General features: G+C 50.4%; 20 protein-coding genes. 12 read left to right on the top strand and 8 right to left on the bottom strand.

Annotated features, from left to right (window positions below; all coding sequences use genetic code 11):
* Positions 1 to 91 precede the first annotated feature (91 nt).
* The 3 genes from AC3WRW_RS19640 to AC3WRW_RS19650 all read right to left on the bottom strand — a co-directional run bounded on the left by AC3WRW_RS19640 (position 92) and on the right by AC3WRW_RS19650 (position 3,224).
* Positions 92 to 1,447: a dicarboxylate/amino acid:cation symporter gene (locus tag AC3WRW_RS19640; protein WP_492547995.1), complete on the bottom strand. Its 1,356-nt coding sequence runs from the start codon at positions 1,445 to 1,447 to the stop codon at positions 92 to 94.
* Positions 1,448 to 1,876: 429 nt separating this feature from the next.
* Positions 1,877 to 2,284, bottom strand: coding sequence for a hypothetical protein (locus AC3WRW_RS19645; protein WP_492547996.1), 408 nt, complete (start codon positions 2,282 to 2,284; stop codon positions 1,877 to 1,879).
* 70 nt (positions 2,285 to 2,354) lie between these two features.
* Positions 2,355 to 3,224 (bottom strand): inositol monophosphatase family protein, encoded by an 870-nt coding sequence (locus AC3WRW_RS19650; protein WP_492547997.1) that lies wholly within the window; start codon positions 3,222 to 3,224, stop codon positions 2,355 to 2,357.
* A 167-nt stretch (positions 3,225 to 3,391) separates the two neighbouring features.
* Here AC3WRW_RS19650 and AC3WRW_RS19655 point away from each other — a divergent pair, with 167 nt between their 5' ends.
* Entirely contained in the window at positions 3,392 to 4,357 is a 966-nt protein-coding gene (locus AC3WRW_RS19655) for an aldolase catalytic domain-containing protein (protein ID WP_492547998.1), read from the top strand.
* A 96-nt stretch (positions 4,358 to 4,453) separates the two neighbouring features.
* Here AC3WRW_RS19655 and AC3WRW_RS19660 read toward each other — a convergent pair whose 3' ends face one another.
* On the bottom strand, positions 4,454 to 4,777 hold the full coding sequence (locus AC3WRW_RS19660) for a hypothetical protein (RefSeq protein ID WP_492547999.1): 324 nt from the start codon (positions 4,775 to 4,777) through the stop codon (positions 4,454 to 4,456).
* Between the two features lie 189 nt (positions 4,778 to 4,966).
* On the opposite strand from AC3WRW_RS19660, the gene AC3WRW_RS19665 reads away from it, so the two are divergent.
* The 3 genes from AC3WRW_RS19665 (at position 4,967) to AC3WRW_RS19675 (ending at position 7,823) form a co-directional block, all read left to right on the top strand.
* The gene (locus AC3WRW_RS19665; protein WP_492548033.1) at positions 4,967 to 5,728 is read left to right on the top strand and encodes a response regulator transcription factor; all 762 of its coding nucleotides are present in this window, start codon (positions 4,967 to 4,969) and stop codon (positions 5,726 to 5,728) included.
* Entirely contained in the window at positions 5,725 to 7,095 is a 1,371-nt protein-coding gene (locus AC3WRW_RS19670) for a sensor histidine kinase (RefSeq protein ID WP_492548000.1), read from the top strand. The genes AC3WRW_RS19665 and AC3WRW_RS19670 overlap by 4 nt, the downstream gene beginning before the upstream one ends.
* 203 nt (positions 7,096 to 7,298) lie before the next feature.
* A complete protein-coding gene (locus AC3WRW_RS19675; RefSeq protein WP_492548001.1) occupies positions 7,299 to 7,823 on the top strand; it encodes a C40 family peptidase in 525 nt (174 codons plus the stop codon).
* Between the two features lie 64 nt (positions 7,824 to 7,887).
* On the opposite strand, the gene AC3WRW_RS19680 is transcribed toward AC3WRW_RS19675, so the two are convergent.
* The gene (locus tag AC3WRW_RS19680; protein ID WP_492548002.1) at positions 7,888 to 8,346 is read right to left on the bottom strand and encodes an Hsp20/alpha crystallin family protein; all 459 of its coding nucleotides are present in this window, start codon (positions 8,344 to 8,346) and stop codon (positions 7,888 to 7,890) included.
* A 135-nt stretch (positions 8,347 to 8,481) separates the two neighbouring features.
* Between AC3WRW_RS19680 and AC3WRW_RS19685 the strand changes: the two genes are divergently transcribed.
* The 5 genes from AC3WRW_RS19685 (at position 8,482) to AC3WRW_RS19705 (ending at position 10,410) form a co-directional block, all read left to right on the top strand.
* Positions 8,482 to 8,709 (top strand): spore germination protein, encoded by a 228-nt coding sequence (locus AC3WRW_RS19685; RefSeq protein WP_492548003.1) that lies wholly within the window; start codon positions 8,482 to 8,484, stop codon positions 8,707 to 8,709.
* 38 nt (positions 8,710 to 8,747) lie between these two features.
* Positions 8,748 to 8,957: a spore germination protein GerPB gene (locus AC3WRW_RS19690; RefSeq protein WP_492548004.1), complete on the top strand. Its 210-nt coding sequence runs from the start codon at positions 8,748 to 8,750 to the stop codon at positions 8,955 to 8,957.
* A gap of 83 nt (positions 8,958 to 9,040) precedes the next feature.
* Positions 9,041 to 9,760: a spore germination protein GerPC gene (gene gerPC, locus AC3WRW_RS19695; protein WP_492548005.1), complete on the top strand. Its 720-nt coding sequence runs from the start codon at positions 9,041 to 9,043 to the stop codon at positions 9,758 to 9,760.
* Between the two features lie 2 nt (positions 9,761 to 9,762).
* A complete protein-coding gene (locus AC3WRW_RS19700; RefSeq protein ID WP_492548006.1) occupies positions 9,763 to 9,945 on the top strand; it encodes a spore gernimation protein GerPD in 183 nt (60 codons plus the stop codon).
* A gap of 3 nt (positions 9,946 to 9,948) precedes the next feature.
* Positions 9,949 to 10,410: a spore germination protein GerPE gene (locus AC3WRW_RS19705; RefSeq protein WP_492548007.1), complete on the top strand. Its 462-nt coding sequence runs from the start codon at positions 9,949 to 9,951 to the stop codon at positions 10,408 to 10,410.
* Positions 10,411 to 10,465: 55 nt separating this feature from the next.
* Here AC3WRW_RS19705 and AC3WRW_RS19710 read toward each other — a convergent pair whose 3' ends face one another.
* Positions 10,466 to 12,103, bottom strand: a complete 1,638-nt coding sequence (locus AC3WRW_RS19710) for an S-layer homology domain-containing protein (RefSeq protein WP_492548008.1) — start codon at positions 12,101 to 12,103, stop codon at positions 10,466 to 10,468.
* A 141-nt stretch (positions 12,104 to 12,244) separates the two neighbouring features.
* Positions 12,245 to 13,174, bottom strand: coding sequence for a diguanylate cyclase domain-containing protein (locus AC3WRW_RS19715; RefSeq protein WP_492548009.1), 930 nt, complete (start codon positions 13,172 to 13,174; stop codon positions 12,245 to 12,247).
* Positions 13,175 to 13,493: 319 nt separating this feature from the next.
* On the opposite strand from AC3WRW_RS19715, the gene AC3WRW_RS19720 reads away from it, so the two are divergent.
* Positions 13,494 to 14,195 carry a response regulator gene (locus AC3WRW_RS19720; protein WP_492548010.1) on the top strand — a complete coding sequence of 234 codons (702 nt, stop codon included), beginning with the start codon at positions 13,494 to 13,496 and terminating at the stop codon, positions 14,193 to 14,195.
* On the opposite strand, the gene AC3WRW_RS19725 is transcribed toward AC3WRW_RS19720, so the two are convergent.
* Positions 14,192 to 14,926 carry a DUF554 domain-containing protein gene (locus AC3WRW_RS19725; protein WP_492548034.1) on the bottom strand — a complete coding sequence of 245 codons (735 nt, stop codon included), beginning with the start codon at positions 14,924 to 14,926 and terminating at the stop codon, positions 14,192 to 14,194. The genes AC3WRW_RS19720 and AC3WRW_RS19725 overlap by 4 nt on opposite strands.
* A 143-nt stretch (positions 14,927 to 15,069) precedes the next feature.
* Here AC3WRW_RS19725 and AC3WRW_RS19730 point away from each other — a divergent pair, with 143 nt between their 5' ends.
* Positions 15,070 to 15,303 (top strand): hypothetical protein, encoded by a 234-nt coding sequence (locus AC3WRW_RS19730; protein WP_171685735.1) that lies wholly within the window; start codon positions 15,070 to 15,072, stop codon positions 15,301 to 15,303.
* 90 nt (positions 15,304 to 15,393) lie between these two features.
* The gene (locus AC3WRW_RS19735; protein WP_492548011.1) at positions 15,394 to 16,035 is read left to right on the top strand and encodes a thiamine diphosphokinase; all 642 of its coding nucleotides are present in this window, start codon (positions 15,394 to 15,396) and stop codon (positions 16,033 to 16,035) included.
* Positions 16,036 to 16,057: the final 22 nt, after the last annotated feature.

Genomic DNA, 16,057 nt, shown 5'->3' on the forward strand with positions numbered 1-16,057 from the left:
TCTTGATTTGGCTCGAAATAACGGGAGACATTCCCGTGGTATAAAAAAAAGGACCCGCATCCACCGGATGCAGGTCCTTTTTCTTATAGAATTAAGCTGTTGCCGCTTCAAGATCATCTTCCTCGTCACGATCGAACGCCGCGCGGTCGAATTCGCCTTCGGATTCGGCTACAAGCAAAGCTGTAACTGTTGTACCTGTTGCATTAACTGCTGTACGGCCCATGTCGATCAACGCCTCGACGCCAAGCACAAGACCCATACCTTCCAAAGGCAAGCCCAGAGCAGTCAGTACAACTGTCGTCGAAATGGCTGCCGGACCCGGAACGCCGGCTACGCCAATGGAGGAAATGACGCTGACCAAGATCAGGATGATATACTCGGACGCGCTAAGCGGAAGGTTGTAAACCTTCGCTACGAAAATCGCCACAACCGCCGGCCAAACGCCGCCGCAGCCGTTGAAGTTCATTGTCGCGCCGAGAGGTGCTACGAAGCTCGCAATACGCGGCGATACGCGAAGGCGCTTCGTGATAACTTCCAAGTTCACCGGCAGCGTTGCATAGCTGCTTCGTGTTGTGAAAGCGACAGCGATCGTCGGATATGCTTTTTTGAAAAACTTAATCGGGTTAACTTTCGCTACCAGAAGCACCAACCCGCCGAAAATCAATACGAAGTGAATGATCAGGGCTACGTAAGAAGTAACGATAATTTTAGCGAGTGGAGCAAGTGTTTCCAGACCGTATTTCGCCGCCATAGCCGCGATCAGTGCATACACACCGTAAGGTGTCAAACGAATAACATATTTAACGACTTGGTGAATCACCGCTGTTGCGGATGTAATAAACGCTTTAACGGCTGCTACGCTTTCCGGCTTCTTGGAACCAACGTGTACAATCGCTACCGCTACGAAGATTGCGAAGATCAGAACCGGCACGACTTTTCCTGTCGCCATATCGTTAATCGGGTTGGATGGCACCAAATCCAGAATAACTTGGGAGAACGTCGGAATTTCTCTTGCTTTAAAATCTTTCGGAACAGCCTGCGCAATCCCGTTACCCGGATCGATGGCCAATGCAACGACCAAACCGATGATCGCTGCAATCCCTGTTGTCAACAGGAACCAGCCGATTGTTTTCAGCCCCAGCTTGCGAAGCTGGCCTAGACTGGATAGAGAGGAAATACTGTTAATAACTAAGATAAGTACAAGAGGCATAACGAGCATTTTGATCAAGTTAACATAAATCGTTCCGATCGTGGAGACACTTTTGTACTCCAAATGCAATTGGTTAAACGCTACACCGGCCACGAGACCAAGACCTAATCCGATGAATACGCGGTTACCGAAGCTTACTCTTTTTCTTCCCAAGAAAACGAGTAAACCAATAATAAGTATTGATACGACTAAGCTGACCCAGTTCGATGAAAATGCGGTGACCAGGTTGTTTTTCACTAGAATCATCTCCTTAATTCCTACGTTCTTACTCGGTTTTATGGGATAAGAATATGACATAAGAAGTTACATGTCAATGGTTTATTTTAAGAAAGAGCAAAAAAACCGAATTTTGCCCTCGAAAACTCGAGAGAAAATGCGGTTTTTTTGCATAATACCTGTCCAATCACGAACAAAAACTACATTGTATGCCGAGGCCCTCCGCTTTTTCCGGAGAATCAACTGCGATTGGGAACTACAGAGCGCTATTTGAACTAAATAGGCTGCATTGAAGCTTTAAACGGAACTACAGGGTCTTATTGCCCTCAAAAGCGCATACTGGTGCCCAACTAGTTAAAATAGCGGATCATAGTTCCTGCTCATGGGATGAAACGCCGATTGCATAAGAAATAGAGGACCATAGTTCCCATTCGCTCGATAAGCCCTGTGTCAGATCCGAATACCGGCGCTGAAATGGTTATAATCATCCGAGGACGGGTCGAAGGCCGCCTCTTCCTCGCTCGGCACGGCGTCGGCGTCTCGCGCTGAGGCGTAGCTGTCGGGCCAGTCCTCATTCACGGTGTGCGCCGGAATGCGGATGGAGCCCTCCAAATCGTACGCCATGGCGAAGGTCGACGGCTCGGACTGCCGGGACTCCCGCTCCACCAGGCGTCCGCCGTGCGACTGCGCGATCTCGAGCGCCGAGGTCATTTCCTGGTCGTCGAGATGGATATGCAGCGTCGTCGGCTCGCCTTCCAGCAGCTCCGGCTTATAGCCGAGCTCCTCCAGTGTGTCCAGGGCCAGAAGCGCATCCCGCTCTTTATCGAATTCAAAAAAGATTGGAACAAAGTTCGTCATCGCATAGCATCCTTTCTTCCTCTTAATGAAAAGTCTGCCATTAGCTTCTGCAACTTGTTCTTCGCCTATTCTACCTGATGGCTTGCTGCACGATTTGGAGCAGCTCCGCATGGTACTCAGGCACAGCAGCCACGATGTAAGCCGGCTTGCCCTGCCCATTGCCGGCTCCCTCATTGCTTCTTGCATTCGCACCTTCTCCTGCTGCGCCCGCCTCGCCAAGCAAGTCAAGCGAATTGCCGTCAAAATCCGTCACCTTCACGCCCGCCTCCTGCGCAAGCAGCAAGCCCGCATACAAATCCTCGCCCTCGGAGTTGTACAGGACAATACCGTGCAGGTCGCCTCTGGCCAGCATCGCCCAAGTCAAAGAAGGAGCCCACATGCGCAGCACCCTTTTCACGGAATGTTCGAGATGATGCCTGAGCGTTAGCGCACCTTGGTCGTCTTTGCCAACGACATGCCCTTGAATCCAGGAGAGGGTGGATTTAGCCAGCGCTCCGCTCGGCTCTGCCGCAAGCTGGATGCCATCCTGCCAAGCGCCCTCTCCCTTCAAGGCAGCGTATGTAAGCCCTAGAGCCGAATCATGGACAACGCCAAGTACAATCCGGCCCTGATAGCTCAACGAGATGGATACTCCATACAGCGGTATTCCCAATGCGAAGTTATTCGTTCCATCCAACGGATCCACATGCCAAACCCAATCGCTGGCCGCCCCGCCTTCCCCGGCTTCTTCGCTGTAGATGCGATGGGTCGGAAAAACCGCCATGATCTCATCCACGATCAACCGGTCCGCCTTCACATCAACCTCCGTAACCAAATCGCCGCGCTCATCCTTATGTTGAACAGTCAACTTGCCGCCGAAACGCTCTCTTGCCAAATCTCCTGCTTTGGACGCCGCTTGCACGGCAACTTCTTTAGCCAATGACAACTCGCTGCGATTCATTTCCTCAGACCCCTTTTATTCATTTCGTCCGCTTCAACCATTTTACCATATGTTCCCTGCAAAAGTTGTCCCGTGTGAAGCTTCTTACATTGACAAGCAGCCTCTTCATAAGTGATAATATAGCAAAATCTTAAGCGATATGAGCAGTCGAAAGGGGCATTACGGGCATGGTAAAGCATCATCAACACAAGATTTTGGATTGTACGATTCGGGACGGCGGTTTGGTGAATGATTGGGATTTTAGCGTCGAGTTTGTCCAAGACATGTATCGCGGCTTAAGTGCAGCCGGTGTGGAATATATGGAGATTGGTTACAAAAATTCGGAAAAGCTGCTGAAAGGCGGAGCATCCGGTCCATGGAGATTTTTGAACGAAGCTTTCTTGCGCGATGTCATTACTACTAAGACAGCTACAAAACTGTCTGCGCTCGTAGATATCGGCCGCGTCGATGAGAAAGACATTTTGCCTCGCGAAGACAGCTTGCTGGATCTGATCCGCGTCGCTTGCTATATCAAAGATGTGGACAAGGGTCTTGAGCTTGTGCAAAAATTCAACGACATGGGCTATGAGACATCCCTTAATATTATGGCTCTTTCCCACGTGATGGAAAATGAGCTGATTGAAGCTTTCGAAGAAATTAACAAAAGCCCGGTTGACGTTGTCTACATCGTAGACTCCTACGGCAGCATGGCTCCTAAGGATATTGATTACCTAGTAACCAAATTCCAACGCCTGCTACCTGAGAAAGAGCTCGGCTTGCACATGCATAACAACATGCAGCTTGCTTTCGCGAACACCATTACCGGCGCATCCCAAGGCGTAACTTTCTTGGATTCCTCGGTTTACGGCATGGGCCGCGCGGCAGGAAACTGTACGACAGAATTGCTGCTCAGCCACTTGAAAGGCGCGCGCTACGACATTCGTCCGGTGCTCGAGATTATTGAAAAGCACATGATCACTATGCGTGAGAAATGGGATTGGGGCTACCTCATTCCTTACATGATCGTAGGCGCACTCGATGAGCACCCGCGCACAGCGATGGCGCAGCTCAGCTCCGCAGAAAGAAATAACTTTGTAGATTTCTATGACCGTTTGACATCCGTTGAGACTGCGCCTGTTATTAAGAAAGGCTAAACCGTTCTCCGAAACAACCCCCTTGCTGGACCATTCGTAAGGCATCGCCTTCGAGTAGCTCAGCAAGGGGGTTTTTAGCATTGCCGCACAGTTGTGCTACTTGATAATTTTGGCTGCCACGACGTAGTCCTCCGCATATTCCCGGTCAATCAGGAATGTGAATTCCTCTGCCTCCCGGCGCACGCTCCCTTTTTTGCGGTTCACTTCTATATATTCGCTTTCAATAAGCTGTGTACAATGCTCATCCGCATAAATCAAGCCGCTCTCCAAACGTTTGAGCGCTTCGACCATCACTTCGCGCGACTTTAATCCGCCTTCGATTTCCACATAGACTCTTCCGGTCGCGTCATGATCCTGCAACAAAATCGCCACTCGCTGTATGGCCTTGGCGCGTATTCTTTTATTCGGTGATATGCTCATCTGCTCTACTCCTTTATCAGTCTTATCTGTGCTAGTTTATGTCACGAAGGGTAAACGCGGACTAGGCATTTGAACGCTCTATGCAAGACTGGGCTGCGAGGGATGTATGTAAAGCCAGCGAACCTGAGAAACTAAGACGAGGAATCGACGCCGCTATTTTAGCGGGAGCTGGGAGTGAAATCTTTTCGCATGAGCCGCATATTGCTGATCGAGGACGAAGAACGCATTGCCCGCGTGCTAAAGCTGGAGCTTGAGCATGAGGGCTATGAAGTACATACGCAGTCAGACGGGCGCACAGGGCTGGATGCTGCCTTGTCTGAGCCCGAGTGGGATCTTATTCTGTTGGACGTTATGCTCCCTGAGCTCAGCGGCCTTGAGGTTCTGCGCCGTATACGCCAGGTAAACGCTGCATTGCCTATTATTTTGCTGACTGCACGCGATGCCGTGTCGGACAGGGTCAGCGGATTGGATCAAGGAGCAAACGATTATGTCACGAAACCTTTCGCCACAGTCGAATTGCTGGCACGCATCCGCAGCCTGTTGCGGCAGCGAAGCTTGCAGGATCGAAGCCTGCAGGACCAGCCGGCAGAGCAGCCTTATTCGCTGAAAATCGACGACTTAACGATGGATTTGAAAAGCCGGTCCGTAGTTCGTGAAGGGACGGCTATTGAGCTTACGCCAACGGAGTTTGAGCTGCTGCGCTTCCTCATTCAGCACCAGGATGAAGTGATGACGAGGGAACAGATTATTTCCGAGGTCTGGGGTTACGATTTCGTAGGCGATACGAACGTGGTTGACGTCTATATTCGTTATCTGCGGCAAAAAGTGGACAAGCCCTTCTCCTCCAAGCTGATACAGACGATTCGCGGGGTCGGTTATTTGATGAAGGCGGAGCCCTCGCAAACGGAGGATACCGATGACGAAACTGTCGCAAAAGAGAAGCCCTTATGAGTCTTAAGCTGAAAATTACATTAGGCGTTTCCGTCGGGCTCATGCTGATCCTTTTTATCAGCTTTACCTTTGTCTACTATATGTTCGTGCGGGTAACAACCAAAGGCGAAGCCGATTTGCTCAAAGAAAAAGCTAAAGCGCTGCTGCTGAAGGATTTGCCGAGTCATCCTGAGTATTGGCAGAACAATTCCCAGATGGAAGAGCTTCTTATCCCGCAGGAAATGCTTCGCTATATCGCTCCGGATTCGAAAGTCATCCATCAAATTTATTCGGACGAAAAGCTGCTTCGCTACCCCGTCACCTATGTGAACAAAGAAACGGTAACGGTAGAAACCGCGCCGGACGGAATTTTTGTTTTTGTCAAAATGCCTGTATTCAAAGAGGGGCATCAAATCGCAACTTTGGAAATTGGCCGTAGCTTGCGAAGATTAGGCGAATATGCGAACATGCTCATCTCTGTCCTTCTCTTAACCTCCACAGGAACGTTGATCCTGGCTCTCATCGGGGGTTATTTCTATACGAACGTCCTCTTCCGCCCCCTCCAGCATTTCGTTAGCACGATGCAGAACATTGAGAGAAGCGGCTCTTTCCGGCATATCGATCTGCCTGCGACGAAGCAGACGAACGATGAAATGATGGTGCTTGGCGCCACATTTAATAGAATGATAGACAGGCTGCAGGACATGTTTCAAAAGCAGGAGCAATTTCTTGCCGATGCTTCCCATGAGCTGCGTACACCGCTAACCATCATTGAGAGCTATGCAAGCTTGCTGCGAAGATGGGCATCTCACGATGACGCATTGCGGGAAGAAGCGCTTGAAGCCATTATTTCCGAATCCGCCCAGCTGAAGCTGCTCACCCAAAACCTGCTTTCCCTTACGGATGTTGTCCGGGAAAACTGCGAGCAGGAGGTCACCTTCGATCTGCTCCCTCTTTCGCGGCAAATCGTGGCTTCGCTTCGCATCACATCCGGCAGAGAAATCGAGTTACAGTCGGAGCCGGATCAACAAGAGCTGCAAATGGCGGGCGACTCTACTAAAATTAGGCAGCTGCTTATTATTTTGCTTGATAACGCGCTTAAATACAGCCAACAAAAAGTCACACTCTCCATCCGCCTCACCGAAGACCGGTGGGTGCTTCTTGAAGTCATCGATCAAGGCATCGGCATTGCTGAAAGCGATATCCCCCACCTGTTCGACAGGTTCTACCGCAGTGACAAAGCAAGGAACCGCAAGCAGGGCGGCGCAGGCTTAGGACTCGCTATCGCCCTGCATATCGTGCAGAAGCATGGGGGGTCCATTGAGCTCAAAAGCCGCTTGGGAGAAGGAACTTCCGCTATTGTGAAGCTGCCGGCCACGTGTCAATAAAAACTTTTTCATAGGATTCTCATGGTTTTCTCAGAAAACACGAAAAATCCAGCCACACCACACAGAAAGGGATTACAAGGTAAATAATAGGTGGAATTTCATCTGGTATACTTGGGTCATGTCAACGAAACAGCCACAAGTTACTCATATAGAAGAGTCTGGCGAAGCAATTCCAAACAACTCAACTCTAGGAGGAAACCAAGATGAAAAACCAACACAACTGGTACAAAAAATTAGCATTAACGGCGCTGACCGTTTCCATAGGACTTTCTGCAAGCATGATCTCCGCACCTCATCAAGCTGACGCAGCCACGAATACAACAACCATTCAAGCATCGGCTACCGCAACTTCCCGTGCCAGCCAAGTCATCAGCATCGGGAAGAAGTACCTGGGAACACCTTACAAGTTCGGGGCAAAAGCAGGCCAAACCAACACATTCGACTGTTCGTCTTTCACGCAATATGTATTCAAACGCGTAGGCGTTAACCTGCCGCGCAATTCCAAAAGCCAAGCCCAAGCAGGCACTTACGTCTCCAGAAGCAACCTTCGTACTGGCGATCTCGTGTTCTTCTCGATCCCGGGCAAACCGGGCGTTATTAACCATGTGGCTATCTACATGGGGAACGGCAACATCCTGCACACTTACGGCGCCGGCGGCGTGCGTATTACGAAGCTTTCGAGCGGAACTTGGTCGTCCCGTTACATGACGGCTCGCCGCGTGCTTTAAGAAAATGAAACAGGAGCTAAGCGCTTATACGTGCTTAGCTCTTTTATTTTTCTACTGCCACTTCCTAATACCGGATATACGACTCAACGTAATTCTCCTTCAGTCCGCGTTTACGCACCTTGATCTGCAGCAGACGCTGTTTGTAGCTGACTCTTGCCGTTCTTGGAAGTACAAGCGTCGGCAGCTTTACAATCCGGCTCTTGCCGTTTAGAAAGCCACTCAGCTTCAGCTGATTTGATTTTACAAACACCCGAAGCGACCTGGGATCTTCGTCTTTAGCGACTTTCACTTTAATAATGACATGTTCATGCGTTTCAAACACTTCGGCACCGAAGGATTCGTTAGACGAAAGGTTCACATCCATAACCGGCATCGCTTTTTTCAGCATGTCCTGTACATATCCCTCAACCCACGTCATATTATCTAGAAAGGTCTGCCCTTTTTCACCGAAAGGCAGCTTTTGCCCAAGAAACTTTTCAATTTGCTCCCACTTCAGCCAAGGATGGCGATTAAACCCGCTCAAACCCATCACCTCATTTTCTCTTGCCAGTATATGTGCCTGCGTCCGGATGTGACACCAATCCGATTTACTGGACACCTCTGGGCGAATACCCTCATATACTGCATGGTGATAAGCCTTAGGCAAGGGAGGCCGAATATGCCATCTATCGTAGGCAATGTAAAGATCCTCAGCGTCGGATCCAGCTCTGTCGTCCAATTCGGCGACACCTTTATCATCGCGCCTAACAGTTCCGCCAAAACATTCGCTGGCGCTGGCTCCTTTAATACGGGAGATTTCCCACGCGTCTATAATGTGTACAGTGCAACCGTCACGAACGATTCGGATCTTATCGAAGCCAACGCCACTAGCGGATTCATCGTCTAGGATGAGCGATTCCAAGCATAGCGGGGTGTTCCTCCTCCATGAACATGGTCATTCATCAAACCATCATGATTCAAAATCTGAAAGTGAACTCCGTGGCCAACTCCTCCGTCCTCCAGATCGGTACCGCGGGATCCATTCGTTCATTATCCAATCTATATAATACAGGCGGCTTTGTTGAGCCTACCCCGGAACTTGGTTCCAGTCCGGTAAACCCGGTTGCCCTCGTTCGTTTGCCTCCTCCAAGCTGAACGGGCGCCACCGGAAGTGCCGCAAAACATCCGCATTCTTGCCATACAAAGTTTCCACTTAAAACCGGAAGGAGGTGCCATATATGAATAACTCAATCACATGGCAGCAATGGGCCCAGCAGCTCTCCGCCTATATTGAAATGCAGAAGCAGCGTATCGATAAACTGGAGCAAACAGTCACCAAGCTGCAAGCCGATCTCAACGCTCAAAAAGACCAAAAACGATTCCACATTGATAAAATCGAATATAAATTCGATCAGCTCAAAGTCGAAAAGCTGGAAGGAACCTTAACCATAGGCATCAGCCCGAGCTCGCTGGACAATGTCGAAGATTTCACGGTCAATGGCGCCCCGGTAGGCAAGGAGGCCGGGCAGGATCAGAATCCTTTCCATCAAGGAACAGGGCAGGAGCTCGGGATTGGGCCTGAGCAGGCTGACATTAGACAAGGGCCCGTTAACAACCATCAAGAACCCCGTCAAGGGCAAGTACATTCGGGGGCCAGCATCAAGCAGACCGTTACCAACAGCATTTCCCATTATCTGCAGTATGAGCTCCACTCCGATATGCTGAATCTGGAAAATAAGTACCAGTATCATCTCGATGAAGATTACAAAGACCTCATCGTTGAAGATATTCGTAAACAACTGGATACCCGCATCCAGCATTATGTCAACCAATTCCGCGGCGTCGGCTTCAAAGAACCGATGGAAGCTGTAACGACCAGCATTATTGATAAAACAAAACAAGATATCATCAGCGCAATTGAGAGTTACCTATCAAGTCTACCAAGAAAAGAGGGCTAGCTATGCTGAATTTGCAAGTGGAAAACAAACAGATTTTCGTTGGCGATGTCCGCATCGTCGGGGTGGCCAGTTCATCCATCTTCCTCATTGGCGATACGGAAGTAATCTCCCTGTCTTCCATGTTTGACACGCCTCCGGAAGCCGTCATTATATCGCCATTCGTTCCCCTCCCGGCAGAGGTGTGAGCGGTGGCTCGCCTTTCTATCGTTGGTTGTGTCCGTGTGACTTCCATTAGCTCAAGCAGCGTTATGCAGGTAGGGGATAACGTTCAGTCTGCGCTCGAAACCAAAGTCTTCGCCGTTCAGCGCGAAGTTCCGATCTATTTCGGAACCGAGGGCAGTTTTACGGCATACCCCTTCTTTCAGCGCCCTTTTCCCGTTCCTCAACCGCCTGAGCCTTTCACAATGTGTGTGGATAACTTAGGGTCATTCATCCGGGTGCGGGACGTCCGCATCATAGAAGTATCTTCCTCATGCTTATTCCAGATTGGCAGCAGCCGCATCATCGGCGCTGAAGCGCGGGTCATGAACATCCGCCAATTCGTTACCAATAAGCCCGGCCCCAAAGGACAAACCACCTTTGTCAAATTGGCGAGCGAAGACGACATCGGCAGCGCCCCGCCCGCCATCAAGCCTCCGGAAGGCTTATAGCGGCACGCTAAAAACAAAGAACCGCCCCTTCGGAAAGGAGCGGTTCTAAAGCGGCTCACTTCGTGAGCAGCGGTTGTGCGCGGCTGAGCAGCACCGCCATCTCGGCGCGCGTCAGAGACGCGCCGGGGCGGAACGTGCCGCCCGCAAAGCCGTCGACAAGGCCGTTGCTGCTCATCGCAGCAATGGCCTCCGCCGACCAGCTGTCTGCCGGCACGTCAGAGAAGCGCTTCGCCGCGGTGCTGCCGCCCGGCGAAGTCAATTTCAAAGCGCGGGAGAGCAGCATGCTCATCTGCTCCCGCGTCATGATCTGATCCGGCGCGAAGCGGTCATCGCTGATCCCTTGGAGCAGCCCGCTCTGCTTCGCGATCTGAATATCCTGGTACGCCCAATGGGTGGCAGGCACATCTTTGAACGAGCCGCTGCCGGCGGCCGAGCTCTCCAAGCCAAGCGCGCGCACGATAATCGTCGCGGCTTCTGCCCGCGTGAGCGCCGCATCCGGCGCGAACAGGTCTGCGGCGGTGCCGAGCATCCAGCCGCGGTTCGCCGCGGCGAGGATGGCCTCTTTCGCCCAATGGTTTTGCACATCCGTGAAATAGAAGCCATCGGCCCATAGGCCATAATAATTCCAGGTGTCGGCTGTCTCTTGATTCAGGCTCCAGCTTCCGGTGCCTTTCAAATTGTACTTACTGACCAGCTTCAGCTTTTCTTTCAACGATTGCTCGTTCTCAAACCAAACGGTATAGTCGCCCGGCTCCAGCTTTTTGCCATTAATGCTATACGCTGCATCCGTGGGACGGATGGTAAACGTCGCGACAGGCGATTGGCTGGCGGTGTCATAGCGAACTTTTCCCTCGTACATATCGATAAGCTTACTAAGCGTTTGCGCGGATATGCCTGCGCCGTTATCGGCAGCGTTCTGATTCCAATACCTTCCGTAGAAGGGAATCCCCAACACAATTTTATCCCCGGATGCCTGCGAAAGCGCATATTGAATCGATTTCTCCACAAAGGGCAAACCAGCCACAGGCCCGGGTGTCGGATCTCCCGGATAGCTTTCGTCATAAGCCATGACCATTAAGTAATCGCTGACGGCCGCTAACGCCTTATAATCATATAAACCTAACCATCCCGATTTCGTTCCGGTCGGATTGGCAGCGACGGCAACGGATACTTCTTTGTCGCTCCCAAGCTTATTGCGGAGCAGTCTAGCCAGATCGGTATATTTATCCCGGTAGGCGGCATCCACATTCTCAATATCCAATTGAATACCGTCAAGATTATAATCCTTAATGGCCTTAACGATTTGGTCCGACAGCGCTTCGCGATTATCGATCGCTTTGCCCCCAAGTGCCGAATCAAAATCGTTGCTAAGAAAAGGAACAACCCGCTTTCCTCTCTGATGCATGTCCGAGATGAAAGAAGCTTGCAAGGTGTCGGATAATTGCAAACCGCCGTTTGCGTTTATTTGAAAATAGCTGGGCGCAACAACGTCGAGCGTTTGCCCGCTTTTATCCACTTGTGACGTATACGAGCTCGGACTCCCGAAATACATATAAGACATATTGAACTTACCCTGGGCTGAACTTGCTTGGGCCTCAGCGCCGTGCGGTTCCGAGCTTGCCGCTATTGTCAGTATCCCCGCTGCTGCCAAAACAACAACGAATTTACGCCATCGCTTGCTGGCTGCCTTCATTCCATTCATCCTTCCTTTATCTTATTGCTATTACTCTATCATCCTAGAAATCCAATAAATAGGCTAGGAGTAAATATTGGTGAACGCAAAAAAACGCTATAGAGCAGGCACTAAGCTCCATAACGGTTCGTTGTTATGCTTCTATTTATCCATAGCTTGTTGATAGAATCGGAAGTGATTCCTGCCCATTCCCTTCACTTGATAGAGGGCGATATCCACTTCTTTCAACATGCGCGATGCCTCCGTTTTATCGGAATGATACATCGTAATGCCCATACTGACGGTAGCTTTAAACTGTTGGTCTTGAATGTCCCAGAGCTGGTCCACGCAATGCAGAATCCGCTGTGCCACGCTGATCACATGCTCCTCGCTATCTACGCCCGGCAGAAGAATCGTGAACTCGTCGCCGCCCATCCGGGCAAACAGATCGATTTCGCGAAGGCAGCCCTGAATGCGGTGGGCAAAGCTTTGCAGGAACTCGTCACCGACATCGTGTCCCATCGTGTCATTGATCATTTTAAAATCATCGATATCGACATACAGAAGCGCAAAAGGCTTATTCGTCCGTTTGGCCTGTGAAAGCATTTGCTGCAGATGCTCCTTAAACCGCCGCCGGTTAGGCAAGCCTGTAAGTGGATCATGGAACGCCATGGCGATTAGCCGGTTCTCATGATTTTTGCGCAGTGTAATATCATTCAGCACGAACGATATCTCAAGGAGCGTACCGTCTTCCTCACAGATCGGCAGCGCGGTGCATTCGAACCAATTGCAGCTCTCGCTTGTACCCTTCATAAGAAATTCCAGCTTACTGCTGCTTTTGGTCTGCAAGGTTCTGATAAACATTTTATGTAAATCCATACGGTATTCAGAATCAATAAATTCCACAACTTGTTGAAAATCTTTAGGGATAAAGCCGATCACGGGGTTAAAGCTTTTGGACGCATAGGTTAAATTCCCATGAACATCGAATATGCAAAATAAATCCCAAGCCTGCTCGATAAATTGGCGTACGAAGTTATCCTTCTGCAACCATGGATGTGTGACAGGACTCAAATCAGCCGAATGACTCATTACTTTCGCCGCCCCCTTCCCTATTCCAGCATAGAGACAAGGGTAGATTAGCATGGGAACATAAAAATTTCATAAAGACTTGCTAAAATTTACGTCAACTTTTGGTATTTTTCGCCCATATACATCATATTTCGCCATTATTCGGGAATTCAGGTAGTGCTCAGTACCCGCTTTCACGCTGAAAGCGCACCAAATCTCGTAAGATGTCAATAAAAGGATAGAAATTTTTAGGAGAATCGTTCTATAATAAAGCTAGTATTTGCGAGCGGGAACTCCGCTCCCATCATGAGCCGTTCCGTTACTGAGGAGGATTTCTAGTATGGCAGGTGAAACAATTTTAGTGGTGGATGACGAGCAGGAAATTGTCCAATTGATCCAGCTCTATTTAATCAGAGAAGGATACAAGGTCATCAGCGCCAACAATGGACAAGAAGTTTTCGAGATCGTTAAGGAACACAAGCCCGATCTTATTGTTCTCGACATTCTGCTGCCGGGACTTGATGGCATAGAGGTTTGCCGACAGCTGCGCAAAACCAGCAATACGCCAATTTTATTCATTTCCTGTAAAAGTGAAGATATCGATGTTATTCTCGGGCTCAGCATGGGCGGCGACGACTATATGACGAAGCCTTTCAGCCCTAGTCAGCTTGTGGCAAGGGTGAAGGCCCTGCTGCGCCGTAATTCCATCCGCGAACAGCATCAAGACGATCCGCAGCTCGTGAAGTTTCCGGGTCTGGAGATCGATCTGGTCAGCCACATCGTCCGTGTCAACGGGCAGACCATCTCGCTGTCGGCTAAAGAATTCGATTTGCTTTCCCTAATGGCCAAGACCCCGAACCGGGTTTACAAAATCGAGCACTTGTTTGAGCTTATCTGGAGCCTGGATAGTATGGGCGACCCGCGAACGCTCATCGTACATATCAGCAATCTGCGCAAGAAAATTGAAGTGAATCCGGCTGAGCCCAAGTACATCATTACCGTTCGCGGGGTCGGATACAAGTTTAACGGTTCATTGGTCTAGAACAACCGCTCCCACCAAGCCGAGAAGTGATGCTGAACGGGCACAGCGGCTGCCGCTATGATAAGAGCCGGAAGCATATTGGCGACATTGATTTTTTTGATCTGAAGAAGATTGATGCCGACCCCAATGACCAGCACGCCGCCAACGGCTGTAATTTGAACGATCATCGCGTCCAGCGACGCTTGACTGAAGGCCATGGCAATCACCGTTGCCGCGAGGGCAATCGTTCCCTGCATGACGAACACGGACACCGCGGAGAAGATTACGCCGATCCCTAAGGTAGAAGCGAAAATAATGGATAGGAATCCGTCGAGCAATGATTTGGTATACAAAATATCATGATTGTGACGGAGGCCGCCGTCCAGCGGACCCAGAATCGCCATAGCTCCGATGCAGTATACAAGCGTACAAGTCACGAACCCTTCCGAGACGCTGCCGCGTTGGTCCGATGAACCTTTGCGCATCCGGGCCTGCAACCAGTCGCCAAGTTGGCCAAGCCTGTACTCGATGCGGAGCAGTTCTCCAAGAATGCCGCCGATGACGACGCTTAGTATGACAAGCACGATTTGGCTCGATTTGAGAGCCATCGTGATCCCCAGCACAGTAATTGCGAGGCCCAGTCCCTGCATCACTGTGCTTTTTATGCCTTCCGAGATGCGGGGCAGCAGGAGCCCGAGCAATCCCCCAATAATAATGGCGATAGCATTCACTATCGTCCCCCATAACGCCATCCTGTTCATTCCCTTTCTGTCTGACAAAGTTTGCAGCCTGTGTATGATTGTATGACAACCTTTTTATTCTACATGATTCAGCTCATAATTTCCTCCATCCTTGGAAATGGTATGGATAAGCAACAGGAAAGGAGGAATACGGCATGTCTAAAGACAAATCGATGGACCCCATGACAGGCGATACGGTGGAGACAGACGGTGTTTATGCCAATGAGGCGGGACAAGAGGTTACCCTCAAGCGCGGCAATGAGTTTCCTGCGGACCTCGTGCTGGGCCGCACGACCTGGGAGCTGCAGGGCTTTGCAGAAGAAGCCGAGATTGATCACGACCAAACGGAGCTTAATCCCATGCGCAAGCGTGCGGATACGCGAACCTAATCTTAGAACCGGGCTGCGAGGGATGCGGCTCGGTTTTTTGCCTCATTATGATATACTAGGGGGATGATATCAAACGCTGGGGGAACAAGCATGAACGGGAAACGAATCATTATAGTAACTGGCGGAACACTTGGCGATTGGGCCCTGGAAGTCATCCAAGAGAATGACATATTGGTGGGCTCTGACCGCGGGGCCTTATATTTAATTCAGCATGGCTGCAAGCCGCATATTTCTTTAGGGGATTTCGATTCGGTGACCGCGGAGGAATTAAGCCTTATTCGGTCTTCAAGCCTGTCGTTCGTCGAATGCGACCCGGTTTACAAAGATTTGACCGATACCGAAATGGCGTTCAATTGGGCGCTCGCCGAGCAGCCGGAACAGATCATCCTGCTGGGGGCGCTGGGCACGCGCTTCGATCACTCGTTAGCCAACGTACATCTGCTGCGTAAAGGTACGGAGCTCGGCATTTCGTGCTCCATTATCGATGCCAACAATCAAATCCTCGTTATAGATCAACCGACTCGCATTGAACGCGGGCGCTACACGCATATCTCTCTGCTTCCGCTCAGTCTGGAAGTAACGGGCATCACGCTCCACGGCTTCGCCTATCCGCTTCATCAAGCGACGCTGGAGATCGGCCAATCCCTCGGGATCAGCAATATTCTTCAGGAACCGGAAGGGCTCATCGAGGTTCGCACAGGCCTTCTCCTTGTTATTCAAAGCAAAGATTAATCTCTTTCGCTGATCAGGTATA

The sequence above is a fragment of the Paenibacillus sp. FW126-R14 genome (assembly GCF_058789495.1).

Bases quoted from the DNA above. Each gene is read 5' to 3' on its own strand.
- AC3WRW_RS19645 (WP_492547996.1), bottom strand. From the start codon at position 2,284: ATGACGAACTTTGTTCCAATCTTTTTTGAATTCGATAAAGAGCGGGAT.
- AC3WRW_RS19650 (WP_492547997.1), bottom strand. From the start codon at position 3,224: ATGAATCGCAGCGAGTTGTCATTGGCTAAAGAAGTTGCCGTGCAAGCG.
- AC3WRW_RS19655 (WP_492547998.1), top strand. From the start codon at position 3,392: ATGGTAAAGCATCATCAACACAAGATTTTGGATTGTACGATTCGGGAC.
- AC3WRW_RS19660 (WP_492547999.1), bottom strand. From the start codon at position 4,777: ATGAGCATATCACCGAATAAAAGAATACGCGCCAAGGCCATACAGCGA.
- AC3WRW_RS19665 (WP_492548033.1), top strand. From the start codon at position 4,967: ATGAGCCGCATATTGCTGATCGAGGACGAAGAACGCATTGCCCGCGTG.
- AC3WRW_RS19670 (WP_492548000.1), top strand. From the start codon at position 5,725: ATGAGTCTTAAGCTGAAAATTACATTAGGCGTTTCCGTCGGGCTCATG.
- AC3WRW_RS19675 (WP_492548001.1), top strand. From the start codon at position 7,299: ATGAAAAACCAACACAACTGGTACAAAAAATTAGCATTAACGGCGCTG.
- AC3WRW_RS19685 (WP_492548003.1), top strand. From the start codon at position 8,482: ATGCCATCTATCGTAGGCAATGTAAAGATCCTCAGCGTCGGATCCAGC.
- AC3WRW_RS19690 (WP_492548004.1), top strand. From the start codon at position 8,748: ATGAACATGGTCATTCATCAAACCATCATGATTCAAAATCTGAAAGTG.
- gerPC (WP_492548005.1), top strand. From the start codon at position 9,041: ATGAATAACTCAATCACATGGCAGCAATGGGCCCAGCAGCTCTCCGCC.
- AC3WRW_RS19700 (WP_492548006.1), top strand. From the start codon at position 9,763: ATGCTGAATTTGCAAGTGGAAAACAAACAGATTTTCGTTGGCGATGTC.
- AC3WRW_RS19710 (WP_492548008.1), bottom strand. From the start codon at position 12,103: ATGAAGGCAGCCAGCAAGCGATGGCGTAAATTCGTTGTTGTTTTGGCA.
- AC3WRW_RS19715 (WP_492548009.1), bottom strand. From the start codon at position 13,174: ATGAGTCATTCGGCTGATTTGAGTCCTGTCACACATCCATGGTTGCAG.
- AC3WRW_RS19720 (WP_492548010.1), top strand. From the start codon at position 13,494: ATGGCAGGTGAAACAATTTTAGTGGTGGATGACGAGCAGGAAATTGTC.
- AC3WRW_RS19725 (WP_492548034.1), bottom strand. From the start codon at position 14,926: ATGGCGTTATGGGGGACGATAGTGAATGCTATCGCCATTATTATTGGG.
- AC3WRW_RS19730 (WP_171685735.1), top strand. From the start codon at position 15,070: ATGTCTAAAGACAAATCGATGGACCCCATGACAGGCGATACGGTGGAG.
- AC3WRW_RS19735 (WP_492548011.1), top strand. From the start codon at position 15,394: ATGAACGGGAAACGAATCATTATAGTAACTGGCGGAACACTTGGCGAT.